The following is a 23,987-nucleotide window of genomic DNA, read 5'->3' on the forward strand; positions in this document are numbered from 1 at the left end:
AAAATCATAGCAATATGACAATATTCGGAACAAGAGGTGGGCGAGATGCATTTGAACCACGGGTGCAAACGCCCCGGTATGAATGTCGCGGTCGTGACGGTCGGAGACGAACTGCTTGCTGGACGAACGACGGATACAAACGCTACGTGGCTCTGCGAGCAACTCGACGATCGTGGCGTCGACGTCGAGCGCGTCACGACGGTTCCGGATCGAGTCAGCGACATCGCTCGCGTCATCAACGAGTACCGCGCCGAGTACGACGCCGTCATCGTCACGGGCGGACTCGGGCCGACCCACGACGACCTCACGATGGAGGGCGTCGCTGCCGCCCTCGGGCGCGACCTCGAGGACCACGACGAGGCCCTCGCCTGGCTCGAGGCGGACGGGTACAGCCGCGACGATCTCGTCGCCGGGACCGCCGAACTGCCGGCGGGGGCGCGGGCGCTTCATAACGACGCGGGCGTCGCCCCCGGTGCCGCACTCGAGGGTGTCTATGTGCTTCCCGGTGTCCCCGCCGAAATGAAGGCGATGTTCGAGACGATTGCGGACGAGTTCGCCGGGACGGCGACCTACCGCGAGGCGATCGTCGCCGACGAACCAGAAAGCGCACTCCTCGATCGGATTGCCGAACTGCGGGACCGGTTCGACGTCTCCGTCGGGAGCTATCCGGGCGATTCGGTCCGGATCGAGCTCAAAGGGACTGACGAAACGACCGTTGCCGACGCGGCCGCGTGGCTGCGTGAGCGGGTCGAATCACCGTAACTCGGTGCCGTCAGCGGTACAGATAGAGCGTCCAGACGATGACGACGAACAGGCCCAGCGCGAGTGCGCCCCAGCCGACGATGTTCATCGGGAGCTGCGTTTCCGTCGCAAGAACAGCGGCATCGGTCAGTGTGGTCATGGTTGGCGCTCGGACCGCATCCCTCTTAATCCTTCAGAAATCGTGCGCATCGATCGCTCCGTCGCCGCCTGCTCGCTGATCCGCGACGACGGTGATATCTCCGGTCGGCGACACGATATCGCTTTCCGGCTGGCGTGCGACGCTCGAGTATGGAATCCATCGGCGTCGTCGTCAACCCGATCGCCGGGATGGGTGGTCGGGTCGGGCTGAAGGGGACCGACGGGAAACTCGAGGAGGCGCGCCGTCGCGGTGCCGAGCCGCGAGCGCCGGAGCGGGCACGCGAAGCGTTGCGCTCGCTCCATCGGCGGGCACCCGAGCTCACCGTCTACACCGCCGCCGGCGTGATGGGCGAACGGGCAGCTCGGGACGCTGGCTACGAGCCGACGGTCGTCTACGATCCAGCAACAGTCCGTGAGGACGACGCGACCGATCCGGCACGGCCCGGCGACCCTGCAAACGCCGAGACGACGGCAGCCGATACCCGGCGCGCCGTCCGTGCGTTACTCGAGCACGACGTCGAGTTGCTCCTGTTCGTCGGTGGCGACGGCACCGCTGTCGACGTCGCCGACGTGCTCGAAGACACGACCACCGCGGAGACAGAGCAAGTCGCAGCGACACCGCGAGACGCCGCCGAGACGCCGATGCTCGGCGTCCCGGCCGGGGTCAAGATTTACTCGTCGGTCTTCGGCGTGACGCCGGCCGATGCCGGCCGGATCGCCGCCGAGTTCGACCGCGTCGAACCCCGCGAAGTCAACGACATCGACGAGGACGCCTACCGCGAGGGGGAGGTCAGGACGGCGCTCCGGGCGATCGTGCCAGTCCCCGTCGCGCCGGATCTCCAATCGAGCAAGCAGGTCTCGAGCGGGAGCGTCGACTCGCTGGCAACGGGGTTCGCCCGCGAGGTCGAACCCGGTCGGACCTACGTCTTCGGCCCCGGCAGCACCGTCGGTGCGATCGAGGCGGCACTGGGCATCGATGCCTCGCCGTTGGGCGTCGATGTCTGGCGGGCCGCAGCCGATACCGAACCGGACAAAACTGACTCCGAACGCGACTCCGATGGGCGCGAGGGGACGGTACTCGCACGCGACGCTGCGGAAACGGATCTTCTCGAGGTCCTCGCGGAGCCGGTGACGATCGTCGTCTCGCCGATCGGCGGACAGGGCTTTCTTTTCGGCCGTGGGAACCACCAGATCTCACCGCCGGTGATCCGTCAGGCCGACGAGATCGCCGTCGTCGCCTCGGATGAGAAGCTAGACGGGATCGATTCGCTTCACGTCGACACCGACGACGAGGAACTCGACGACGACCTCCGAGGTTGGCAACAGGTGCGGACCGGGCGGTTCACAACGCGAATGATGCCCGTGTCCTGACGCGTCGCGCTGCTTACTGGCTGTTTTGCAGGGTTCCTGTGTGAACGATTTAAGGGACGATTCATAACGGCCATCAATCACAACCATATAACGATCACACTCGAGATAATGACCATATAGTCAAGATTAAGGTCGGGTCAGGCCTACGGTATGATATGGAAACGCGGAAAGTGCAACGACTCGGCCCGTCGACACTCGCGATGACCCTTCCCGCGGAGTGGGCATCCGAACACGACGTCGAGAAGGGCGATGAGGTGTCGTTGCGGACCAGCGGCAAGGGTACCCTGACCGTGATGCCCGAATCCGCAAGCACGGAGGAGACGGAAGCGATCATCCACACCGACAACTTAGACGCAAGCGCTGTCGAGCGTGCGATCGTCGCCCAGTACGTGCTCGGGCGGCGTATCATCCGCATCGAGCGCGAAGACGGCGCGCTCGAGTCGGATCACATCAACGCGGTCTATCAGGCCGAAACACAGCTCATGGGGCTTGGCGTCATCGAAGAGACGCCCGAGAGCATCTCGATCCGCTGTTCGGTCGATCCCGAAGACTTCACGCTCGACAATCTGCTCGAGCGCCTCGAGCGAACGGGCCAGACGATGCGCGGCGAGTCGATCAAGGCACTGGCCCACGGCAACCCCGATCTGGCCCAGCGCGCCTTAAACCGGGAACGACAGGCGAACAAGATCTTCGTCCTTCTGTTGCGCCTGATCTTTACGGCCTACCAGAACCCGAATCTCGCGCGAGCGGTCGGCCTGAACAGCGGTTTCCCGCTGATTGGCTACCGCTCGATCGCGAAGAACTTAGAGCTCACGGCGGACAACGCCGAGGACATCGGCGATATCGTCATGGAGACCGAAGGCCACACGTTAAACGTCGACAGCTCGGTGATGCGTGAGATTCGCGAACTGAACGAGATGGTCGACGAAATCACGTCGCTGGCCGTCGAGGCAGCCGTCGAACGCGATTACAACAAATCCAACGAGGTCCGGAAGCTATTCCACGATATCGCCAATCAAGAACAGGAAATCCTGGCCGAACTCCCGGAGATGCCAAACGAGGATCTGCTTCGCGTCCGTGAAGTGCTCGTCAGCCTCCAGCAAACCGCCCAGTACGCGATGCGAAACGCAGAAATCGCGGCGAACCTCGCGCTCAACGAGGAGTCCGAACACACCACGATCAAGTGAGCTGATCGGAAGTGTACGTCCGACGATCAGCCGAGCGCGGTCCCGGAACCGCTCAGCAATGAGTGAAGTTAAGAGACCCCACACACAACGCCCGAGCATGGCTACGCAAACCGAGACGGACAAGGGTATCGGACTGGGGCTTGCACTGGGTGCACTCGCAGTGATCGGCGCTCTAGTCATGCTCGTTGGTGCACCGGACGTGACGGCGGCCTGGGGATTCGCTGGGGCCGTTCTCTTTAGCTCGCTGGCAGTCGTCGGCATCCACCTCTCCTCCTAAAGACTCGAGAGGTCACGCTGGCGGGTCGAACGGTGCTCAGCGTTGGACCCGTGCTGTTCCGGCCGTTAAGAGTTAAGACCGACGAACACCTAGTACCTCGTACGGACGATGAACGACTACTCCGATGAAGAGCGGCGAATCATCTCGTACCTCCGCGAGAGCGCCGCCCGCGGCGAGCAATACTTCCGAGCCAAAAACATCGCGGACGCGATCGGACTCTCGTCGAAGCAAGTAGGCGCTCGGCTGCCACATCTCGCGGAGAAAACGGACGACGTCGATATCGAGAAATGGGGTCGCGCCCGCTCGACGACCTGGCGAGTCACCATTAGCTAAGCGTCTCGCCACTGCTTGCAGACCAGCCCCGATGTCGGCTGCCATCATCGATGGGGCGGTCGTCCACCGGTCCACGGATTTTTATCCGTCTACGCCACACGTACGGGCATGACTGTACGGGTCAATCGGTCGTTCGACGTGGCGGCGTCGCCGGAGCGCGTCTGGGAGTTTATTGCTGATCCGGCAAACCGAGCGCGAGCCATCAGCGTCGTCGAGACGTACACGGTCGAAGACCAGGAGGGACGGCGCGTGACCTGGCAGGTCTCGCTGCCGATTCCCCTCGTTCGCAGAACCGTCAGGGTCGACACCGAAGACGTCACGCGCCGACCGCCGGAGTACGTCAAATTCGTCGGCAAGTCGAAAGTGATGCGCGTCACTGGCGAACACGAGATCGTCGCCACCGATGACGGTACTCGGCTCGAGAATCACTTCGTCGTCGACGGCAAACTCCCCGGCGTCGAGAAGTTCTTCAAGCGCAACCTCGATTCGGAACTCGAGAACCTCCGGCGCGCACTCGAGCGAGACCTGCAGACGACACAGTAACGGCAATTGCACAGAGATGGTGTGACAATGACTCCCCCGAACGCTGCAAGCGAGGTGTCTGCAGAGGGTCTCACGATCGCGCTCGCACAGCTCGAGATCGAGGCCGGCCACGTCGATGCAAACGTCGATCGCGCACTCGAGGCGGTCGAACGGGCCGCCGCTCGCGGTGTGGATCTGGTCGCCCTGCCGGAACTGTTCAACGTCGGGTACTTCGCGTTCGATTGCTACGCGCGTGATGCCGAACCGATCACCGGCGAAACGGAAACCCGGCTACAGAAGGCGGCGGCCGACCACGATATCGCCGTCCTCGCGGGAACCATCGTCGAGGATCTGGCGGCAACCGATGCAGTCGAGACACCCGCCGAGGAGGGACTGGCGAACACCGCAGTGCTGTTCGACGCCGACGGTACTCGCCAGCTCGTCTACCGGAAACACCACCTGTTTGGCTACGAGTCCGCGGAGTCGGAACTGCTCGTTCCCGGCGAGCGCCTCGAGACGGCGACGATCGGCGGCCTGACCGTCGGCGTGACGACCTGTTACGATCTCCGATTCCCGGAACTCTACCGGCGGCTGGTCGATGCCGGTGCCGAACTGATACTCGTCCCGAGTGCGTGGCCCTATCCCCGCATCGAACACTGGCAGACGCTTTCGCGGGCGCGTGCGATCGAAAACCAGTGTTACGTCGCGACGATCAACGGAGCCGGCGAATTCGAGGAGGCCACGTTGCTGGGTCGTTCGACTGTCTACGACCCGTGGGGAGTCACGCTGGCCTCGAGCGGCGACGAGCCAGCGCTGGTGACGGCCACCGTGGACCCGAAAACGGTCGCGGACGTCCGCACGGCGTTTCCGGCGCTTCGGGATCGCCGGCTGTAGGCCGACAGCACCACCACGTGTCGCTGGCGATGAGTAGCAACTCGACCGCTGACTTTTTGGTTGGGCACGCCTTCGGTACGGACGCCGGCACAGACGCTTTTCACGTCGAAACCGGCACTGCGCGTCGCTCCGGCCCGTCGCATGCGCTCGGATCCCGGGACCGAGCGCACTCCCGTCTCCTCGTCTTCCGCGTCCACCTTTCGCCTCCACATCCCACGTTTCGCCGCTTCGGTTCGCTCACACGCGGCAGCTAAAACGGAAAGTCGCCGTCGCGGAGATCGACTCTCCCGAGAGCCGGATTCGGCGGACAGACTCGATCTCGAGTGGCTGGAGCTATCGGTCCCGCTCGACGGTTTCGCCGGGCATGGTCGTCGCACCGGTCGTGAGCTTCAGGCCAGGCGTAAGGCTGGTGTTAATCCCAGTTTTGACCCCGTCGCCGGCGACGACGCCGAACTTCCGCCGGTCGGTCGAGACGCGCTCGCCTTTGACGGTAAACCGGATGTCGTCGTCGTCGTGGCGCAGGTTCGCGACGTTCGTCCCCGCGCCGAAGTTGACGTGCCGGCCGAGGACGCTGTCACCGACGTAGGAGAGATGACTGACCGACGTCCCCCGAGAGATGACGCTGTTTTTGATTTCGACGGCGTGGCCGACTTCGGCGTCGGCTTCGATGAGCGTCGCACCCCGGACGTAGGCGTTCGGTCCGACCTCTGCACCCTCGCGGATCAGCGCCGGTCCCTCGATCACGACGCCGGGTTCGACCGTCGCACCCTCCTCGACGACGACTGCGCCCTCGAGTCGTGCGTCCTCGCTGACGTCGCCGTCGATGCGCCGTTCGAGGTCCGCGAGCTTCCACTCATTGGCTTCGAGCAGTTCCCACGGGCGGCCGACATCGAGCCACCGCTCGAGCGTAACGGGTGTCACGTCGTACTCGTCGATCACCTGTGCGACGACGTCGGTGATTTCGTGTTCGCCGCGCTCGCTTTCGGGGACCTCGAGCCACTCGCGAGCCTCCGCGGGGAAGGCGTAGGCCCCCGCATTGGCGAGGTTCGTCGGCGGCTCGGCTGGTTTCTCGACGATCCCCGTCACGGAGCCGTCCCGCCCAGGTTCGGTACTGAGAACGCCGTAGTTGCTTGGGTCAGCGACTTCGATCGCACAGATGGCCGGACAGGCGTCGAACAATCGGTCGATCGCGGCCGGATCGTAGAGGTTGTCACCGTTGAGGACGGCGAAGGGACCCTCGAGATGGTCGCGGGCGGCGTTGACGGCGTCGGCCGTGCCGGCCTGTTCTTCCTGGATCGCATACGAGATCGGCACGCCACGGTATTCGGGACCGAAGTACTCCCGGACTGTCTCTGCCTCGTAGCCGATTACCAGCACGACTTCGGTGGCGCCGGCGTCGATCGCCGCATCGACGGTGTGGGCCGCAAGCGGGCGGTCGGCGACCGGCAGCATGGGTTTTGGAATCGATTCGGAGAGCGGTCGCATGCGCGTACCCTGGCCTGCAGCGAGGACGACTGCCTTCATGTACTGGCCCCTTCCATGAATCGTCGGATAAGCGGTTCGTTTGCCGGTGGGAACTGAGAGGAAGCCGGTCCGTTGATAGGACGGGGGCTGCTACCCGTGGCACTCAGCAGGGAAACGACGCGACGTATCCCACTGTCCACTCGCTACTGCACAGCGAGTCAGCGACGGATAGATCTCGCGGCCCCGCCCCATTCCACCGGTCTCGCCTCGAGGGGGTCTCTCTCGTCAGTCCTCGGAGGTCTTGATATCGGCCGACAGCCCCTGTGCCATTTCGATTTCCTCGGCGTTGTTCATCGTCCAGGCGGTACGCTCGGTGACGGCTTCGATGGCCTCGCGGGCGCTCGGGTAGCCGTTGCCCGACTTCTTGATGCCGCCGAAGGGCAATTGGACCTCCGCGCCGATACACGGCAGGTTCGCATAGGCGAGGCCCACCTCGGCGTGGTCCCGGAAGTAGTTGAGTTGGCGGTAGTCCTCCGAGATGATCGCGCCCGCCAGTCCGTAGGGGGTGGCGTTGTGGATCTCGACCGCGCGTTCGACGTCGCCCGAGTACTCGAGCAAGGCGACGTGCGGGCCGAAACACTCCTCGTTCAGACAGCGCAGGTCGGGCTCGTAGTCGATCTCGTAGACGAACGGGCCGACCCAGTGGCCGTTCGCGTAGCTGCCGCTACGCTCACCATCGGCGGCAGTAGCCGCCCCACCCTCGTGACCGTCGGGGATCTCGCTGTCCGCGAGTTCGAAGCGGTCGACGAGGACGGTTGCACCCTCTTCGCGTGCGAGGTCGTTGTAGCTCCGGATCTTCTCGACGTGGTCGGCCTCGATCGCCGGTCCCATGAACGTGTCTTCCGCGAGCGGATCGCCGACCGAGACATCTTCGGCGATATCGACGAATCGAGCTTTGAACTCGTCGTAGACGTCTTCGTGGACGATCAGGCGCTCGCTCGAGACACAGCGCTGGCCGGTGGTCTTGAACGAGGACATGATTGCCGCATGAATCGCAGTGTCCATGTCGGCGTGTTCGGTGATGACGATCCCGTTCTTGCCGCCCATCTCGCAGGCTGCGAGCTTGCCGGGTTCGCCGCCGACTTTGTCGGCGATTTCGTGGCCGACCTCGGCCGAGCCGGTAAAGAGGACCGTATCCACGCGCTCGTCGTCGGTGATGGCCGCACCAGCGTCGCCGAAACCCTGAACCATATTGAAGACGCCGTCGGGAATCCCCGCGTCTTCGAACATCTCGGCGACGATCTGGCCACACCACGGCGTCTGCTCAGCGGGTTTCCAGACGACCGTGTTACCTTCGACCAAGGCGATGGCCATGTGCCAGAAGGGAATCGCGACCGGGAAGTTCCACGGCGTGATACAGCCGACGACGCCCCGCGGTTTGCGCCGCATGTAGGAGTCCTTGCCCGCTACTTCGGAGGGGACCACGTCGCCATGGGGGTGACGTGCGTTGCCGGCCGCCCACTCGACCATATGCCAGGCCTCGGTCACGTCGGCTTTCCCCTCCGAGATCTCCTTGCCACACTCCTTGCTAACGATCTCCCCGAGTTCCTCGTGGCGATCGCGCAACTCGTGGTAGATGTCCCAGAGGTACTCCGCGCGATCGATATACGAGAGGTCGCGCCACTCCTCGAAGGCCGACTCGGCGGCCTCGAGCGCCGCATCGACGTCGGCTTCGGTTCCGCGCTGGAAGGTTGCCAGCGTCTCGCCGGTCGCGGGGTTTTCGCTCTCGAACGTCGATTCGTCCCCGGTAGTCCACTCGCCGCCGATGTAGTGTCCGTGTGCCTGTTCTGTGGCTTGCTGGCTCATACCAGAGGGAACGGCGCGTGCGGTGAAAGTCCTGATGGTTGTTCACATATAACGAACTATATGCCGAATTCATGGTGTCGTATGCAGCAATTCGTGCAGTCATGCACTCGATTCGGTAGACAGATCGGGTGAATACGACTGTTCCCACTGGTCGCTGGCAATCAGCAGTCGGTTGGCCACGAGCGCGACGGCCGTATTCGGCTAAACGACGCTTATCCACCGCTGAGATCCGCCGCCTTCTCGAGTTCGCTCCGCAGCGTCGTCGAGTCGAACTCGTGGTCGGGACGCAGCCGGACGAAATCGAGAAACGCCCGCGCCGAGAGCAGTGTCGAGGGGGGATACGCCGTTGTCGCCGCGTCGACGGCCTTACGCGGGCCGATCCGTGGCTCGAGGACGGCCAGCGCACAGGCCAGATCGTACGCCGTCGTCTCGTCGGCGCGATCGTCGTGAACGCTGGTCGCGTCGATGAAGTAGAACTCACCATCGCTAAGGAGGATGTTTTCGGCTCGCAGGTCGCCGTGGGCGAGTCCGTGTTCGTGCAGACTCGATAGCATCTCGAACAGTTCCGCTGCCCGGTCGGCGATCACGGCGTCGGAGACGTCATCGAGCGATTCGAACTCGGGAAGGTACTCGAGGACGAGCACGCCCAGCCCGTTGACCTCGAAGGCGTCGATCGGTCGTGGCGCGTTGACGCCGATCTCGCGCATCCGCTCGGTCGCCTCGTACTCGTGTTCGACCATCTCACGAGGGGTGTCGAACCGATCGAAAAACCCCTCAGTGCCCGAAGAGAACGCACCGACGTTCCGGCCGGTCGTCAACACCGCATGCACCAGCGCGTTTTGCCGGGAGACGATCTTGACGAACCATTCGTCGTCGATCACACACGGCGTCGAGAGCCAGTTGTCTGCCTCGAGGAACTCGACGCGAACACACTCGCGGTCGTAGCGGTCCGCCAGCGTCTGAACGACGCGCTCGATGCGGCTCCACTCGACGGTTCCTCGCGCGAGCCGGCGGATGTCCATATCACTCATCACGGCCGTCGGCGTTAAATGCGTCTCGACCTGTTACCAACAAAACGTGTCCATTGTCTTGGAATCACATGCTGACAAGACTCGAGATCGAGACAGCGGCCATCACGAAAGCATTGACCGAGACCGGATCACGGTGAGAATCGTTCCTGTACCGACGCTACTCGATTGCACAGCTGGTCTGGCATCTAGTATGTCGTGATAGTCTGTGACTATAGTCATAACAGAGCAACAATACTATCACTCGAGCAACCCATAGTTGACAACTATGTTCGCGATCGACGACCTGAGTGACGCGATCGACGTAACCCGAGAGTTCCTAACGCCGGTTCGGCTCTGGATGTGGCTCAAGCTGGCACTTCTCGTGTTCTTTGTCGGCGGTGCTGGCTTCGGCTCACCGATGTCGTTCGGCGGCGGCGGTGGCTTCGGTGGCGAGCCGACACCGGGACCAGGGGCGGACCCAGGGGCGAGCGTCGACGTTGGAGAGGTATTACCGGTAGTGATCGCAGTCGTGTTCGTCGTCCTCGTCGTCGGACTCACCTTTCTCTTCGTCGGCTCGCTGTTCGAGTTTACGCTCCTCGAGTCGCTGCGTTCGGGCGAGGTCCACGTCCGCCGATACACGAAACGCAACGTCGGCCATGGCACCCGACTCTTCGGCTTTCGCGTCGCCCTCGGACTCGTTGGTCTCGTTTTGTTCGGTGTCCCCGTGCTTGCGATCGTCTTCTCGACGTCTGAAACCGTCTCGCTAGGGCTGATCGGACTGCTGGTCCTCCTTGCGATTCCGGTCGGTATCGCCTTCGCCGTCGTCGATCGGCTCACGACCGTCTTCGTCGCGCCGACAATGCTCGAGCACGATCTCGGCGTCGTCGCCGCCTGGAAGCGGTTCTGGCCGACGCTGCGAGGACACTGGACCGAGTACGTCGTCTATCTCCTGCTCGTCTGGGTCCTGCAACTGGTGCTTACCTTCGTGACTGGCATCCTCTTTGTCATTTTGCTGATCCCGTTCCTGATCCTCCTGTTTATCCCGCTTCTCAACATCATCGTGCTTCTGCTCGGTCTCCCGGTGATTCTCCTGGGTGTCCTGCTGATTCAGGTCCCGATCGTCACCTACCTCCGTTACTACGCACTGTTGGTGCTTGGTGACACGGATGCAGACCTCGATCTGATCCCCGACCAGCGAGCGGCGGTTCGGGGCGGCGGACCCAACCGAACCGACGAGCCAGGCGGTGGCTGGAACACGGAAAGCGATGGTCCTGACGGGGGCGATTACGGACAAGGCGACACGTCCGATCCATGGGGACGCGATGAGTCCCAAGACCGGGACGACACTGACTCGAGCGATCGGGACGACGATACCGGCTGGGGAGACTCGAACGGCTGGGACGACGGAGACGACGACGATGATCGCTGGCGATAGGGGAACGGCCACCACTCGGCAGGATTAGCCGAGGAAGTCGTCGCCGCTCCCGGTTTTAATACTCACGTTGACAGTTTCATTAACACTCGTCGCGTTATCGAGTTTGTCAACGCTCGTGGAATCGGTGATGCTTTCGGTATCGCTCGCGGCAGAATCGGAGCCGGCGCTCGAGGGGTTCTCGTCGACATCGGTCGTCACTGCCTCCGTGAGGGCCGTAATGTTCGACTCTTCAAATCGCTGGACGTACTCGGGGTAGACGCCGATGGTCACGAGCAGGTCCTCGTTGGCTTCGACGGCTTCGGTGATGTGGACGTTGACCGAGACATCTTGGCCGTTAAATTCAGCGTCGGCGGTAAACCGCGACTGCGTCGTTGACTGCTCGAGAACCGTAACGTCGGTATCGTCTTGATGCTCGATGTTCCCAATCCCGTCGTAGTTCTGTCTGACGAGCGTGACGAGTTCCTGTGTCGACATCTCCTCGATGGGATTGAGTTCACGACCGAGAATCGAGACCTGCGGGGTCGTCAGAACGTTGAAGATGGCACCGCGTTGCCTGCCCAGTGGTCCCATGTCCACTGCCTTCTCGTGGGTGGTCATGTAGTTGGTGACGGTTACGGTCTCGTTCGTCGGCCCGACCTCCCGTTCGACGGTGAGCGGTTCGATGGCGGTCTGTTCGTAGCCTGTCTCCTCGCGAGCGGTGGTCATAACACCGGCGGGCGACGACTCGTGTTCGTCCAGTCCGACCAGTCCCAGACAGCCCGAGAGACTAGCGAGTCCAGTGACACCGAGTCCTGCGAGAACGCTTCGTCGGTTCATCGTTCTGCCACTCCCTCGGCAGTCGCTAAGTGTTTGTTGGAACAACGACTGTCTGTCAAGCCGAAAAAATTTACCCCGTGTAGCGACCAGCAAGCCCGAATTCAGGGCCAGGTGCCGGCTTCCTCGAAGGCGTCGGCGACGCGCTGGATCGCGACGACGTAGGTGGCCGTCCGTGGGTTGTCGAGGTCGTGTTCCTCGTAAGTCTCGACCAGTGCATCGAATGCGTCGACGATGACGCCCTCGAGTTCCTCGTTGACGCGCTCTTCGGACCAGGAGAAGCGCTGTCGGTTCTGGACCCACTCGAAGTACGAGACGGTGACACCGCCCGCGTTCGCGAGGATGTCCGGGATGATGAAGACGTCCTTGTCTTCGAGCACTTCGTCGGCAGCAGGCGTGAGCGGCCCGTTTGCGGCCTCCGAGATGACGTCTGCCTTCACGTCTTCGGCGAGGTCGGCGTCGACTGCGTTCTCGAGTGCAGCAGGGATCAGCAGGTCGACATCGAGCGTGAGCACGTCCTCGTTGGTGATCTCTTCTTCGCTCCCCGCGAAGCCGACGACGCTGCCGGTCTCGTTCTTGTGATCCTTGGCGGCGACAGGATCGAAGCCGTCGGGGTTGTAGATGCCACCGCTCGAGTCGCTGGCGGCGACGACGGTTGCGCCCATCTCGTCGATCAGCTTGGCTGCGATCCAGCCTGCGTTCCCGTAGCCCTGGACGGCCACGGTCGCGCCCTCAAGGTCCTTGTCGAGGTAATCGAAGGCTTCGCGTGCGGCGATGACCGTCGAGCGACCGGTTGCTTCGACGCGACCCTCGCTGCCGCCCGAGTCGAGCGCCTTCCCCGTGATGACGCCGGGCTCGGTCGTGTTCTCGATAGTCTCGTAGGTGTCTTTGATCCAGTTCATCTCCCGCTGGCCCGTGTTCACGTCAGGCGCGGGAACGTCGCGGTCCTCGCCGATCATCGGCGTCAGTTCCTTCGCGAACGCACGGGTGAGTCGCTCGAGTTCCGCTTCGGAGTACTCGTCGGGGTCGATGATGATGCCACCCTTGCCGCCGCCGAGCGGGATGTCGACGATCGCCGTCTTGTAGGTCATCCAGCCGGACAGCGCTTTGACCTCGTCGCGGGAGACGCCCGGGTGATAGCGGATACCGCCCTTGTACGGGCCACGGTCGCCGTTGAACTGCGAGCGGAACGCCGTGAAGCGCTCGAGGTCGCCGTCGTCACGCTCGATCGTCAGGTTCGTCTCGAGAACGCGCTCGGGGTGTTTGAGCCGCTCGATCACGTCGTCACCGACATCGAGGTACGCTGCAGCCTCGTCGATCTGCGCTTGCAGACTTTCGAATGGGTTGGCTTCGTCTGACATTGACAGTAGCTTCCGAAGTAATCAAAATAAACGTGGCGAATGCACCTCATAGTGCATAAAAGACAATATAAGGGATTGAAAGAGAATTATATATCGGCAAGGGCGTGACTGATGAGGTAAGCAGTCGTCCCGAATAGCTATCGGATGGTACAGTTCGATTACATCGGTTTTAGAAGGTAGTTGACTATCTATGTCTTCGAGAGTGGCCGAGCGCAGTGACGACGGTCCGGTTCGATGAGAGACACCCCTCTTTCAGAGTGAAAGGTCGATCGAGCGGGCAAGCGGAGGCGAATTCGGCGTGACTGGAGGATCGATGGTAGAGTGTTGGTCGTTCACGCCCTTCATTCAGAGTGAAACGGCGTCCTGTTGTGGCAGCAGACGTTCACTCTGAATCGGGTGTCCGTCTGGTCTGTACGGGGGCGATCGGACACGGGAAGTGATGGGACCCACACCCCCTATTCAGAGTGAAAACGGATCAAAGGGGTGGAGAGGTATCGCGATCGGTCCGATTCGATCGGTTAAATCCCGTTTTACTGTGGTGAAATCGGACTTCTCGGATTTCGGCCGGAGCTCGTAATCGAGTGGCTAGATATTGCCCCTACCATAACATTCAAGAACAAATCTAGATAGACTAGTATAGACAGTATAAAATAATATAATATAAATGGTTATTAAACACAATATGTTATGACAGTATTATGTCAATATTGTGGTTTCTTTGCAAACCAATCGTTTGTGTTATGAAATCGTTTGCAACTGACGTTCTCATCACGGAGGTTTGCCCATTACATCTCTGTCGGTTTCAGTCTGAACGAGGGGAGGGTGGGTCAGCATGAGGCTGTACTGCGGTTACGTCTCCACTCGAGTTGGCGATCGGAAAAGAGCCGATTGTGCGTTTCGGTGTTCAGTCTGCATCCGGTCTGTTGGATACTCCTCATACAAGCCACCAAACAACAGATATAGCTCCTCTACGTCTATTCTATCAGTCTGAACTACCTTCCATAGATTTATACGTACTGTCTTCCAGAACGAAACTATGGCTGAGCAGACCAGTGGGGACCCACTTTTCCGATCTCACGATCCCATCTTTAATCGGAAGGAACTCCTCCATGTCGGCCACGTCCCCGACGAGGACCGGATCGTCGGGCGTGACGACGAGATCCAATCCGTTGCCGCCGAGGTCGGGGCGATCACACGCGGTGATCCGCCGAACAACGTCATGATCTACGGCAAAACCGGTACTGGAAAGAGTCTCATCTCCCGGCACGTTGCGACTCGAGCCCAGGACGCCGCCCGAAGCAACGAGATCGACTGTGCCGTGCTCTACGTCGACTGTTCGGAAGCGAACACCGAGACCCGCGCCACGCGACAGTTGGCGCTCAATTTGAAAGAACAGACTGGGTATCAACAGAACATCCCGCTTCGGGGCGTCGGGACGATGGAGTATTACCAGCACATCTGGGAGATTCTCGAGGATTGTTTCGACGCTGTCATCGTCATTTTGGACGAGATCGACAAACTGGACAACAGCAATATATTAATGCAACTATCGCGTGCGCGTGAGGCACAGAAGACCGACACCTACATCGGCGTTATCGGGATCAGTAACAAGGTCCAGTATCGGGAGACCCTCGACGAACGGATCGATAGTAGCTTCGGCCATCGCGAACTGTTCTTCCATCCCTACGACGCCTCGCAACTCCGTGAAATCATGCGCAATCGCGAGGACGCGTTCCAGCCGGAGGTCTTGGAAGGTGGGACGATCGAACTCTGTGCAGCCCTCGCGGCCAAGAAACACGGCGACGCCCGGAAGGCGATCGAGATCCTCAAAGAGGCCGGCGAACTCGCACGCCGGACTGGCAGTGAGACCGTCTCCGAAGCCCACATCAAGCAAGCACAGGAGGTCGCCGAGATCAACCGGATCGAGGAACTCACAAGCGGGGCAACCGTCCACGCGAAACTCGCCCTCTACGCGCTCGCGAGCCGCATCATTACGGGCGGGCGAGAGACATACAAGACACGGGAGATCTATGAGCGATACGTCGGGATCTGTGAACTGGTCGCAAACGATCCGATCACCGAAAACGGACTCTATCGCCAACTCAAAGAACAGGCGTTTCTCGGCGTCATCGAGTCCGAGAAGACCGGTGGCGGCCGATCACAGGGAAGTTATCTCCTGCATCGGCTCGTTACCGATCCGAAACACATCGTCAAGGCCGTTCGGCGCGATTCCTCGCTCGAGGAACTCCCGACGTACGACCAACTCCACGAAACCAGCCCATCGGCAACGAACCGGGAGCTCGATCTCGATTCCTTTTCGTGAACTATCGATTTTCTACTGTGTGCTGCGACCCCCTCCTCGCTCGAGACGCGTTTCACTCTGAACGAGGGGTGTGGGGGTCCGTGAGACCGGCCGATCGACAGAGGCAAACGCTATGAGTGTCAGTGCTGGACAACCGACGGTGACGTGGTCATGTCGGCAGGCCTTCTGGTGTTTCGATGGCATCTGACCGGCGGACTGAGCGGCGGTCGATAACGGACCCACAGTCAGTACAGACGAGCAATCGTTCGTTGCCGGTCGTCGTGACATCCCAGTCGCCGGTGATCGGACTTCGGTGGCCACAGTCCGGACAGAAGAGGACCGTCTTTTGCGTTTCGAGAGGGGGTGGCGAATCGTCGTGCGTCGGAGGCGTTGTCATTACGCTGGCTAGCCACTCGAGCGAAATAGGGATTGTGCGACACGATCGTTCGTGACGGACCGAACGCGTCTCTAAGGGAGTGTGACAGCGCGATAATGACGTTTGACAATGAACTTTTCACATCGTCTCTGTGTGACTGCCGTCTAGAGAACGGTCAAAATTATGTAGGTGTTTAGGGCCGCAGCCACCAGCCACGGCACCGCGAGTCCGGCCGGGACGATCGGGCGATACGGCCGCTCGAGAAGCGGTCGACAGACGAGGCCGACGGAGACTGCAAACGCCTTCAGGGTGAGCATACCGGCCACTCCGTAGCCCTCGATCGCGCCGCGTGCAGCCGGGTTCGACTCGGAGAGTCCCAGTTCAAGGCCGACGAACGTCGTCGCGACGTCCGCAATCAAAGCAAGCACGACGACGACCCAGAGCAGTCGCTCGAGCGTCCCGGGTGTGACGTCACCCGGCAGGTGGCGATATAGAACCGCGCCCTCGGACCTCATAGCCTCCCCGCCGGAGTCGAACCAGCGTCGTGCCCTGGGAGCACGCGCCGATTCCATCACGCGAGGTATTGTTATGACAGGCGTAGCGTGGCGGCAGGTCTCAGTAACCACGTCTAACAGCTCGAAACGGGGTGCTACCGATCGAACCCGTCCCCCGCGGCACCTGCAGGCAGAACCACTTTTGTCGATTTCGACGTTCAATTCGACGGTTACCGACGCCGTTTCGCGGCGGGAGACAGTGGCGAAACGGGAGCCAGCGCTGGCAGGAGTTCGACATGCCGGAGACAGAAACCGAACAATCAGCCCACCGACTCGCGATGCTTCGAGACCGGCTCGAGCAGGGAATGGATCGGCGTGCGTTCTTGCGAACGCTCGTCAGCGGCGGCTACGCCATTGGAATGGCCGCCTGGCTCGGTGTCGACGACTTTCTCGCAGCTGACGATGACGAGGTCCCCGTCGTCACCGCGCTCGTCAGGGACGATCCTGCCGATCCGTGGTCGATCCAGAAACGAACGCGAACGGTCCCCGCCGAGTGGTACGCCGCCGTCAAGCAGGCCCTCGAAGTAAACGAGCGGCTGGCCCAACTCAGCTTTACCGGCTATCTCGGCAGCACAGTCGTCCCCGGCGACCAGAAAAGTGGGACCGCTTCTATCTCCGTCGGCCTCTCGAGCGACGGCCACTCGATCCCCGAGATGGTCAACGAATTCGCAGAGGGCATCGACCTCAATTCGGAGACGATCATCAATGTCGACGAGATTCAGAACGGGCCAGTACACCGTGACCCTCACCTCGCCGACATGCTCGTGAACGAACGGGTCCCTAGCGGTGTCGCCTGCGAAACTCCCTCGAGTATGGCGACGATCGGCCCGGCGCTGTATCATCCCGATGGGAAGCGACGCTTCTTCGTGACGGCCGAGCACGCGTTCATGGAAAATCACGACGCGACCGACGGGACCCTGCTGCTTCCACGCGAGGACAGTGACACGGTCGAGGTGGGAACCGTCGCCGACTACCATCCTATCGAGGACGTTGCGGCCATCGAACCCACTGGTGAGATCGAACCCGCGAGCCGCATCGACGCACCGTCACGACCCCGGGTTCGCGGCCAGTTCACCAAGTTCGGCCTCGCGACGCTCGTCGCACAGGACGCCGAACTCGAGAAAGTCGGCGCACTGACTGGTCATACGACTGGAGAGATTCAGGGGATCGACGCAGTGACCTGCTTTACCGATGACTTCTGTCGCCGTGGACAGATTCGCTGGGGCGGCGAAATGGATCTCACGGACGGCGACAGCGGCTCCGTGAGCTATCACCGCGACCCCGACGGCGACGACAACGACGTCCTCATTGCGGGCTTTAACAACGCCCGGACGTGGTGGCCCGGCCAGAGCTACGTCTGGGGCGTCAGTGCCTATCAACTGACAGAACAACACGGCTATCACTTCTAACCACCGGCTAACCACACGTTCACATGAGTAACGATCCCCCCCGCAGTTCACGACCCGACCGTGCTCGACCCACGTTCAGCGCCGTCACGAGCGGCACCCTCCGAGTGCTCGGTGACGTCCTCGTCATTTCGCTGTGGGTCCTGTTTCTGACGGTGTTGTTCCTCGAACTCGGCTGGCCACGCTGGGCGTTTTACGGAGCACTGCTGCTCGGCGTCGGCGTCTACGTGTCGATCACGAGCGGCTGGTCGTGAACGATGGGACTCTCTCGCTTTGAAAATAGCGTCGACGACCGCCGACGGTGACGTGTCAAGAGCAGTCCCCAGAAGCCGTAACTGGGGCCTCGACCCTCACCGATCGTCTGGAATCCGAGTGTGGGCACCGATTAGGGCGCGCTCGAGGTCGAAGCCGCTGATTCTGGCTCCCTCGTCGACGAGCGAGTCGCGAACGGTCGTCGACTCGAGGTCCGCGTCCGGGAAGATCACCGACCGTTCGACGTCGGCGTCAATGAGGGTCGCGCCCGGCATCACGTGGACGTCGTCGCCGACGGTGCTCTCCCGAACGGTCGCCGAATCGGCGACCAGCGAGTCGCCGTCGAGATGCCAGGAAACGGCGTCGAGGTAACTTCCCCTGGTACCGATGTCGAACCACGCGGTTTCGAAGGTGTAGGCGTAGGTCGATTCCCTGTCCTGGAGCCACTGGACGAACCAGCCGGGTTCGTCCGGATCGTTTCCCGCTTCGAGGTATGGGGTGAACAGTGACAGCGTCTCCTCGGGGAACGCATAGCAGCCGATCGAGACGAGGGCTGTCTCTTATACACATNNGCTCAGAGATGTGTATAAGAGACAGAAATAGTGGAGGAAATCCTCGATGGCGAAGTCAAAAAGGTTGTCCCCCGCGATTACCAGCAGCTCCTCGTCAAGCCTTTCCCGGTCTATCAACTGGGCGAGCGCCCCGACGACGCCGAGTTTCTCGTCCTCGTGTGCCGTTTCCTCGACGGACAGGCGGGGCTTGTCGTAGTGGGTGTCCTCGAGGTGGGCCTCGAAGTCGGCGGCGAACCGTTCGTTCGTACTCACGTAGACCTCGTCGATCCGATCGAGCCCCTCGAGTTCGGCGTAGATCCGATCGATAACGGTCGTCTCGCCGAGCGGAAGAAACATCTTGGGTCGATGCCTCGTGATCGGCCACAGTCGGGTCGCGTAGCCGCCGGCCAGGACGACGGCTGTAGTGGGCCCAGTCATCTTAGTTCTCTGAGTCGAGTTCATCGACGCCGACGAGCGGATCGCCGGTGAGTGCGCGAACGTATGCCCCGCCGGCGATCGTGATGCGCGAGAAGTCGCCCTCGTCGAGATCGTACCGTTCGACGGCTCGAGCGGTGTCGCCGCCACCAACGACCGAGAAGCAGTCGGCCTCGGCTATCGCGGCGAGGACCGTGACGGTCCCATCGGCGAACCGCTCGTCCTCGAACACGCCGAGCGACCCCTTGACGAACACCGCCGCAGAGTTGACAACGATGTCGGCGTAGCGGTTGGCCGTCTCGGTACCGACATCGAGAAACGGGCGCTCCTTGGTCGTTCCCTCGACTGCCACCTCCACGCGTTCGCCGTCGTCGTCCTCGAAGGCGAGATCGGTTGGGAGATACAACCGGTCGCGATAGGCCTCGAGACTGCGCTCGAGGTCGTCACGATGGTTGTCCCACTGGTGGTCGAAAAGCGAGGAATCCGCGACGTCGTAGCCCACAGCATAGCCGTCGGCCCGCAAAAAGAGTTCCCCGACGACGCCACCGAGACAGAACCGGTCGACGGTGTCGTCGAGTTGCTCGACGATCGGGATCGCGTCTTCGGCCTTCGTCCCGCCGAGGACCATCGTGACCGGGCCGTCGAACGACCGGTCTCGGATGGCCGTGATCGCCGTGTACTCCTGTTCCATCACACGACCCGCGTAGGCGTCCATAACGTGGGGAAAGCCGACAATCGAGGCGTGCGAGCGGTGTGCGGCCGAGTACGCGTCCCCGACGTAGGCGTCGAACTCCGGGGCGAGCGTCCGGACGAGATCCGTCTCGGCCTTCGTGGCCGGCTCTTCCTCGGGGAGTTCCCCGTCGCGCATCCGGACGTTCTCGAGGCAGAGCACGTCGCCCGGTTCGAGGTCGTCGATCGCCGAAAGCGCATCCTCGCCGCAGGTATCGGAGACGAACGCGACGGGATGGTCGAGGTGGTCGGCGAGGAGCTCGGCGTGTTCCGCGAGCGAGACGAACGTGTCCTCGCCAGGCCGGCCCTGATGGGCCAGCACGGCGATGGCGTGGTCGTTCGCGAGCAGTTCGCGGATCGTTTCGGCGTGGCGGGCGAAGCGACGACTGTCCTGGACGGTGCCGTCCTCGACGGCGGCGTTGACGTCGATCCGGACGAGCAGTCGTTGGCCGGGATCGAGGTTGTCGATGGGTCGAAACGTAGTCATGGCTGTGGGTGGTACTCGCGTGTCTCGATCCCGTCAGTGGACGACGGTCCGGCCGGTATCGATGCTTCCTGATTCTCTCGCGACGTGCTTTGCGAGTTCGAGCAACTGATTCGAGAAGCCGTACTCGTTGTCGTACCAGGCCAGCACTTTCACCGTATCGCTGGCCGCGACCATCACGGACTCGAGATCGACGTACGAGGCGAACGGCAGGCCGACGATATCGCGTGAGACGATCTCGTCGTCGGTGTAGCCGAGGACGCCGGCCAGCCTCCCGTCGGCCGCTGCTCGGATCGCGTCGAGCACGTCGTCTCGCTCGATCTCCTCTTCGATGTTGACGGTGATGTCGGTGATCGAGCCGTTCGGAACTGGAACCCGCATCGCCATCCCCTCGAGTTTCCCTTCGAAGGCGGGCAGGACCTCGCTCGTCGCGCCCGCGGCTCCGGTCGTCGTCGGGACGATGTTCTCGGCGGCGGCACGGCCGCGCCGTCGCTTGTCCATGGGGCCGTCCACGAGTCCCTGGCTGCCGGTGTAGGCGTGGATGGTCATCAGGAGGCCGGAAACGACGTTGAACTCGTCGTCGAGGACCTGTAAAACCGGCGCGACGGAGTTCGTCGTACAGGAGGCGTTCGAGATGACGTCGTCCCCGTCGTATTCCTCGTGGTTGACCCCGTAGACGAACATCGGGACCTCCGTCTCGCCTTTCGGCGGTGCCGAGATGATCACCGTGTCGGCACCGGCCTCGAGGTGCTGGGCGGCCTCGTCGCGGGTCCGGAACAGCCCGGTCGCTTCGACGGCGACGTCGACCTCGAGTTCGTCCCAGGGAATCTCCGACGGCTCGTGCTCGGAGAGAAGCTGGAACTCCTGATCATTGACGAAGAGGGTGTCGCCGTGACGGGACACCCCCTCGAGCCGGCCGTGGACCGAGTCGTATCGGAGCAGATACGCCATGTCGTCGTCGTCCATCACGTCGTTGATCGCCACGATATCGACGTCATCGTGGGTCAGTGACGCACGCAGGAGGCTCCGGCCGACACGTCCGAAGCCGTTGAGCCCGATTCGAAGCGGTTCCTCGCTTCTCGAACTGCCGCTATTGGTATCTAGTCTCATGGGTGGGCGTCACCACGTCGGGGTAAATTTGTTCCCACGAACGTCACGAATCGTGAGTTACGGGGCTTCTAACTACTGTTCAGCTTCGAAAACATCCCCAACTGATACGAGCGTCGTCGTCGTCCGAACGGGTACGGACGATGCACGCTCCCTCGTTACCGAACCGCTCGATCGACGCGTACGCCGGTGTGACGGAACGCGACCGCCTCGAGCGACTTCGTTCGGTCGCCGAGGCGCTTTCGGACGTCCGGATCCTCCACGTCAATTCGACGGCGACCGGCGGCGGGGTCGCGGAACTGCTCCGTTCGATCGTGCCGGTCTGCAACGATCTCGGTATCGACACCGACTGGCTCGTCATGGACGCTGCTGACGACTTCTTCGAGGTCACGAAGGCGGTTCACAACGGCCTCCAGGGGAGCGGCGAGCCGTTGACCGACGAGATGAAAGCGATCTATCGCGAGGTGACAGCACGGAACGCGGCCGAGATCGAGGACGAATACGATCTCGTCGTCGCTCACGATCCACAGCCACTCGGCATGCTCGAGCGACTCACGGAGCGGTTTCCGGATGCGCCGATCGTCTGGCGGTGTCACGTCGATCTCACCGACCCGGTTGCGGAGTACCGCGCGTTCGTGTCGGCGTACGCAGATTGGATCGATCACGGGATTTTCAGCCGCTCTGCGTACGCGAAGGCGATCGACGGTCTGGAGACGAGCATCGTCTACCCGTCGATCGACCCGGTGACGGAGAAGAACCGATCGCTCGACGAGGAAGAGTTGGCGACTGAACGGGACCGACTGGATCCGCTCTCGTTCGACGCGCCGGTCGTAACCCAGGTGTCACGCTTCGATCCCTGGAAGGATCAGTTCGGAACGCTCGAGGCGTATCGGAGTGCCCGGGAGCACATCCCGGAGCTCCAGCTGGTGCTTGCTGGTGGGATGGCCGGCGACGATCCGGAGGGGCTGGTGCTGTACGAGCAGGTCGCCGGCGAGGCGGTCGACGATCCGAACGTTCACGTCCTGACGGATCTCCCGGACACGACGGTGAATGCCCTCCAGCGGCTATCGGACGTCGTCGTCCAGAAATCCCTGCGCGAGGGGTTCGGAATCGTCGTCTCGGAGGCACTCTGGAAGCGTACGCCAGTCGTCGGATCGACGGTTGGCGGGATCCCGCTGCAGGTCGAGGACAGCCGAAACGGCTACCTCGTCGAGCCGGACGACACGGCAGCCGCCGGCGACCGGATCGTCGCGCTCCTCGAGGACGACGAGCGCCGAACGCAGTTCGGTGCGAACGCCCATGAACACGTTCGCAAACGGTTCTTGCTCCCTCGGCAGCTCGTCGATCTCCTCGAGGTTTTCGTCGAGACGCTCAACCGTGACAGCTAATAGCGACGCCTCCCAGCAACCTCCCCCCATACAATTAACCGCCGAGTCGGTGAAGCAATACAGGACTCTCCAATGAGCCGGTTCATCGAATCGATACTGATACCGACCGACGGCAGCGATGGGGCGCTCGCAGGTGCGAAACGCGGAATCGCGCTCGCGTCGCGGACGGCTGCGGATCTCCACGTCCTGTCGGTCGTCAAATCCCGACTCTCGATTGCAGATTTCGACGAGGTAGAACAGCCACCGCTCGAGGAGAGAGCCGAGAAAGCGGTCGAGGAAATCGCAGGGCTGGCCGCGGCGTACGACGACGACCTCGACGTCACGACGAGGGTCAGAGAGGGAACGCCGTTTCAGTCAATCAGGGAGTATGCAAACCGGCGTGAGATCGACGTCATCGCGATGGGGACGAAAGGCCACACGGAACTCGACAATGTCTTCCTTGGCAGCGTAACCGAGAACGTCCTCCGAACGGCACGAAAACCCGTCCTCGCCGTCCCCCCAAACGCCGTCGAAGCCGGGATCGACGACGTCCGCTTCGACCGACTGCTCTTGCCCACGGACGGCAGCGACGGAGCAGCGATCGCGACCGAGTGGGGAATCGCACTCGCGGCCCGGCTCGAGTCGTCTGTCCACACGCTCTACTCGATCGATACGAGTCCGTTTATCGACACACGAGAGCGCGACGAGGCCCTCGAGGCCCTCGAGCAGAGCGGCGAAGAAGCGATCGATGCAGTACGAGAACGCGGCGAGGTGGCTGCCGTGAGCGTCTCCGACTCGATCGTGACCGGCTCCCCGGTGGTCGAGATCACCGCGTACGCGAGCGAGCACGACGTCGACCTGATCGTCATGGGAACCCACGGCTGGACGGGGATCGGACAGTGGTTCCTCGGGAGCGTCACCGAAAACGTCGTCCGTCAGACGACGGTACCGGTGTTTTGTGTGCCGGTCAGCGCCGAGTCGCCGTGATGTC

General features: G+C 62.1%; 23 protein-coding genes and 1 pseudogene. 13 read left to right on the top strand and 11 right to left on the bottom strand.

Going from position 1 to position 23,987, the window contains the following annotated elements; translation table 11 throughout:
• The first annotated feature begins 78 nt into the window (after positions 1-78).
• Positions 79-762: a competence/damage-inducible protein A gene (locus C476_RS03135; protein ID WP_008009764.1), complete on the top strand. Its 684-nt coding sequence runs from the start codon at positions 79-81 to the stop codon at positions 760-762.
• 10 nt (positions 763-772) lie between these two features.
• Here the strand turns inward: C476_RS03135 and C476_RS19625 are convergent, their stop codons facing one another.
• A complete protein-coding gene (locus C476_RS19625; RefSeq protein WP_008009767.1) occupies positions 773-901 on the bottom strand; it encodes a hypothetical protein in 129 nt (42 codons plus the stop codon).
• A gap of 149 nt (positions 902-1,050) precedes the next feature.
• Between C476_RS19625 and C476_RS03140 the strand changes: the two genes are divergently transcribed.
• The 6 genes from C476_RS03140 (at position 1,051) to C476_RS03165 (ending at position 5,484) form a co-directional block, all read left to right on the top strand.
• On the top strand, positions 1,051-2,271 hold the full coding sequence (locus C476_RS03140; RefSeq protein WP_008009769.1) for an ATP-NAD kinase family protein: 1,221 nt from the start codon (positions 1,051-1,053) through the stop codon (positions 2,269-2,271).
• 155 nt (positions 2,272-2,426) lie between these two features.
• Positions 2,427-3,458, top strand: coding sequence for a phosphate signaling complex PhoU family protein (locus C476_RS03145; RefSeq protein ID WP_008009770.1), 1,032 nt, complete (start codon positions 2,427-2,429; stop codon positions 3,456-3,458).
• A 97-nt stretch (positions 3,459-3,555) separates the two neighbouring features.
• Entirely contained in the window at positions 3,556-3,735 is a 180-nt protein-coding gene (locus tag C476_RS03150) for a DUF7525 family protein (RefSeq protein WP_008009772.1), read from the top strand.
• A gap of 108 nt (positions 3,736-3,843) precedes the next feature.
• Positions 3,844-4,068, top strand: coding sequence for a DUF7123 family protein (locus C476_RS03155; protein ID WP_008009774.1), 225 nt, complete (start codon positions 3,844-3,846; stop codon positions 4,066-4,068).
• 108 nt (positions 4,069-4,176) lie between these two features.
• The gene (locus tag C476_RS03160; RefSeq protein WP_008009777.1) at positions 4,177-4,611 is read left to right on the top strand and encodes an SRPBCC family protein; all 435 of its coding nucleotides are present in this window, start codon (positions 4,177-4,179) and stop codon (positions 4,609-4,611) included.
• A 27-nt stretch (positions 4,612-4,638) separates the two neighbouring features.
• Entirely contained in the window at positions 4,639-5,484 is an 846-nt protein-coding gene (locus tag C476_RS03165; protein ID WP_008009779.1) for a carbon-nitrogen family hydrolase, read from the top strand.
• A 333-nt stretch (positions 5,485-5,817) separates the two neighbouring features.
• On the opposite strand, the gene glmU is transcribed toward C476_RS03165, so the two are convergent.
• The 3 genes from glmU to C476_RS03180 form a co-directional block, all read right to left on the bottom strand.
• Positions 5,818-7,008 (bottom strand): bifunctional sugar-1-phosphate nucleotidylyltransferase/acetyltransferase, encoded by a 1,191-nt coding sequence (gene glmU / locus C476_RS03170; protein ID WP_008009782.1) that lies wholly within the window; start codon positions 7,006-7,008, stop codon positions 5,818-5,820.
• A 225-nt stretch (positions 7,009-7,233) separates the two neighbouring features.
• Entirely contained in the window at positions 7,234-8,814 is a 1,581-nt protein-coding gene (locus C476_RS03175; protein ID WP_008009784.1) for an aldehyde dehydrogenase family protein, read from the bottom strand.
• A gap of 212 nt (positions 8,815-9,026) precedes the next feature.
• Positions 9,027-9,836: an RIO1 family regulatory kinase/ATPase domain-containing protein gene (locus tag C476_RS03180; protein WP_008009786.1), complete on the bottom strand. Its 810-nt coding sequence runs from the start codon at positions 9,834-9,836 to the stop codon at positions 9,027-9,029.
• Positions 9,837-10,110: 274 nt separating this feature from the next.
• Here C476_RS03180 and C476_RS03185 point away from each other — a divergent pair, with 274 nt between their 5' ends.
• Complete coding sequence (locus tag C476_RS03185) at positions 10,111-11,259, top strand: DUF7544 domain-containing protein (RefSeq protein WP_008009788.1); 1,149 nt, start codon at positions 10,111-10,113, stop codon at positions 11,257-11,259.
• 24 nt (positions 11,260-11,283) lie between these two features.
• Here the strand turns inward: C476_RS03185 and C476_RS03190 are convergent, their stop codons facing one another.
• Together C476_RS03190 and C476_RS03195 are read right to left on the bottom strand one after the other, a co-directional pair.
• A complete protein-coding gene (locus C476_RS03190) occupies positions 11,284-12,075 on the bottom strand; it encodes a DUF6517 family protein (RefSeq protein WP_008009791.1) in 792 nt (263 codons plus the stop codon).
• Positions 12,076-12,176: 101 nt separating this feature from the next.
• Entirely contained in the window at positions 12,177-13,433 is a 1,257-nt protein-coding gene (locus tag C476_RS03195) for a Glu/Leu/Phe/Val family dehydrogenase (RefSeq protein WP_008009793.1), read from the bottom strand.
• A gap of 1,036 nt (positions 13,434-14,469) precedes the next feature.
• On the opposite strand from C476_RS03195, the gene C476_RS03200 reads away from it, so the two are divergent.
• The gene (locus C476_RS03200) at positions 14,470-15,756 is read left to right on the top strand and encodes a Cdc6/Cdc18 family protein (protein ID WP_008009794.1); all 1,287 of its coding nucleotides are present in this window, start codon (positions 14,470-14,472) and stop codon (positions 15,754-15,756) included.
• Positions 15,757-15,904: 148 nt separating this feature from the next.
• Here C476_RS03200 and C476_RS03205 read toward each other — a convergent pair whose 3' ends face one another.
• Both C476_RS03205 and C476_RS03210 read right to left on the bottom strand, forming a co-directional pair.
• Positions 15,905-16,132 (bottom strand): hypothetical protein, encoded by a 228-nt coding sequence (locus C476_RS03205; RefSeq protein WP_008009796.1) that lies wholly within the window; start codon positions 16,130-16,132, stop codon positions 15,905-15,907.
• Between the two features lie 143 nt (positions 16,133-16,275).
• Complete coding sequence (locus tag C476_RS03210; RefSeq protein ID WP_008009797.1) at positions 16,276-16,626, bottom strand: DUF5658 family protein; 351 nt, start codon at positions 16,624-16,626, stop codon at positions 16,276-16,278.
• 275 nt (positions 16,627-16,901) lie between these two features.
• Between C476_RS03210 and C476_RS03215 the strand changes: the two genes are divergently transcribed.
• Together C476_RS03215 and C476_RS03220 are read left to right on the top strand one after the other, a co-directional pair.
• A complete protein-coding gene (locus tag C476_RS03215; protein ID WP_008009799.1) occupies positions 16,902-18,074 on the top strand; it encodes a hypothetical protein in 1,173 nt (390 codons plus the stop codon).
• Between the two features lie 23 nt (positions 18,075-18,097).
• Positions 18,098-18,325 carry a hypothetical protein gene (locus C476_RS03220; RefSeq protein ID WP_008009801.1) on the top strand — a complete coding sequence of 76 codons (228 nt, stop codon included), beginning with the start codon at positions 18,098-18,100 and terminating at the stop codon, positions 18,323-18,325.
• A gap of 96 nt (positions 18,326-18,421) precedes the next feature.
• Here C476_RS03220 and C476_RS03225 read toward each other — a convergent pair.
• The 3 genes and pseudogenes from C476_RS03225 to gap all read right to left on the bottom strand — a co-directional run bounded on the left by C476_RS03225 (position 18,422) and on the right by gap (position 21,632).
• Positions 18,422-19,312 (bottom strand): annotated as a pseudogene (locus C476_RS03225) (sugar phosphate nucleotidyltransferase).
• Between the two features lies 1 nt (position 19,313).
• Positions 19,314-20,525, bottom strand: coding sequence for a phosphoglycerate kinase (locus tag C476_RS03230; RefSeq protein WP_008009805.1), 1,212 nt, complete (start codon positions 20,523-20,525; stop codon positions 19,314-19,316).
• A gap of 33 nt (positions 20,526-20,558) precedes the next feature.
• A complete protein-coding gene (gap, locus tag C476_RS03235; protein ID WP_008009807.1) occupies positions 20,559-21,632 on the bottom strand; it encodes a type I glyceraldehyde-3-phosphate dehydrogenase in 1,074 nt (357 codons plus the stop codon).
• A gap of 140 nt (positions 21,633-21,772) precedes the next feature.
• On the opposite strand from gap, the gene C476_RS03240 reads away from it, so the two are divergent.
• Together C476_RS03240 and C476_RS03245 are read left to right on the top strand one after the other, a co-directional pair.
• Entirely contained in the window at positions 21,773-23,017 is a 1,245-nt protein-coding gene (locus tag C476_RS03240) for a glycosyltransferase (RefSeq protein ID WP_008009809.1), read from the top strand.
• 72 nt (positions 23,018-23,089) lie between these two features.
• A complete protein-coding gene (locus C476_RS03245; RefSeq protein ID WP_008009811.1) occupies positions 23,090-23,983 on the top strand; it encodes a universal stress protein in 894 nt (297 codons plus the stop codon).
• Positions 23,984-23,987 lie beyond the last annotated feature (4 nt).

Origin of the sequence: Natrinema limicola JCM 13563, assembly GCF_000337475.1 — an archaeon.
Taxonomy (GTDB): Archaea; Halobacteriota; Halobacteria; order Halobacteriales; family Natrialbaceae; genus Natrinema; species Natrinema limicola.

Coding starts and splice junctions, on each gene's coding strand:
- C476_RS03200 (WP_008009794.1), top strand. CDS start 14,470: ATGGCTGAGCAGACCAGTGGGGACCCACTTTTCCGATCTCACGATCCC.
- C476_RS03220 (WP_008009801.1), top strand. CDS start 18,098: ATGAGTAACGATCCCCCCCGCAGTTCACGACCCGACCGTGCTCGACCC.
- C476_RS03215 (WP_008009799.1), top strand. CDS start 16,902: ATGCCGGAGACAGAAACCGAACAATCAGCCCACCGACTCGCGATGCTT.
- gap (WP_008009807.1), bottom strand. CDS start 21,632: ATGAGACTAGATACCAATAGCGGCAGTTCGAGAAGCGAGGAACCGCTT.
- C476_RS03180 (WP_008009786.1), bottom strand. CDS start 9,836: ATGGACATCCGCCGGCTCGCGCGAGGAACCGTCGAGTGGAGCCGCATC.
- C476_RS03175 (WP_008009784.1), bottom strand. CDS start 8,814: ATGAGCCAGCAAGCCACAGAACAGGCACACGGACACTACATCGGCGGC.
- C476_RS03165 (WP_008009779.1), top strand. CDS start 4,639: ATGACTCCCCCGAACGCTGCAAGCGAGGTGTCTGCAGAGGGTCTCACG.
- C476_RS03210 (WP_008009797.1), bottom strand. CDS start 16,626: ATGAGGTCCGAGGGCGCGGTTCTATATCGCCACCTGCCGGGTGACGTC.
- C476_RS03135 (WP_008009764.1), top strand. CDS start 79: ATGAATGTCGCGGTCGTGACGGTCGGAGACGAACTGCTTGCTGGACGA.
- C476_RS03205 (WP_008009796.1), bottom strand. CDS start 16,132: ATGACAACGCCTCCGACGCACGACGATTCGCCACCCCCTCTCGAAACG.
- C476_RS03245 (WP_008009811.1), top strand. CDS start 23,090: ATGAGCCGGTTCATCGAATCGATACTGATACCGACCGACGGCAGCGAT.
- C476_RS03195 (WP_008009793.1), bottom strand. CDS start 13,433: ATGTCAGACGAAGCCAACCCATTCGAAAGTCTGCAAGCGCAGATCGAC.
- C476_RS03155 (WP_008009774.1), top strand. CDS start 3,844: ATGAACGACTACTCCGATGAAGAGCGGCGAATCATCTCGTACCTCCGC.
- C476_RS03150 (WP_008009772.1), top strand. CDS start 3,556: ATGGCTACGCAAACCGAGACGGACAAGGGTATCGGACTGGGGCTTGCA.
- C476_RS03190 (WP_008009791.1), bottom strand. CDS start 12,075: ATGAACCGACGAAGCGTTCTCGCAGGACTCGGTGTCACTGGACTCGCT.
- C476_RS03140 (WP_008009769.1), top strand. CDS start 1,051: ATGGAATCCATCGGCGTCGTCGTCAACCCGATCGCCGGGATGGGTGGT.
- C476_RS03160 (WP_008009777.1), top strand. CDS start 4,177: ATGACTGTACGGGTCAATCGGTCGTTCGACGTGGCGGCGTCGCCGGAG.
- C476_RS03230 (WP_008009805.1), bottom strand. CDS start 20,525: ATGACTACGTTTCGACCCATCGACAACCTCGATCCCGGCCAACGACTG.
- C476_RS03145 (WP_008009770.1), top strand. CDS start 2,427: ATGGAAACGCGGAAAGTGCAACGACTCGGCCCGTCGACACTCGCGATG.
- C476_RS19625 (WP_008009767.1), bottom strand. CDS start 901: ATGACCACACTGACCGATGCCGCTGTTCTTGCGACGGAAACGCAGCTC.
- C476_RS03240 (WP_008009809.1), top strand. CDS start 21,773: ATGCACGCTCCCTCGTTACCGAACCGCTCGATCGACGCGTACGCCGGT.
- glmU (WP_008009782.1), bottom strand. CDS start 7,008: ATGAAGGCAGTCGTCCTCGCTGCAGGCCAGGGTACGCGCATGCGACCG.
- C476_RS03185 (WP_008009788.1), top strand. CDS start 10,111: ATGTTCGCGATCGACGACCTGAGTGACGCGATCGACGTAACCCGAGAG.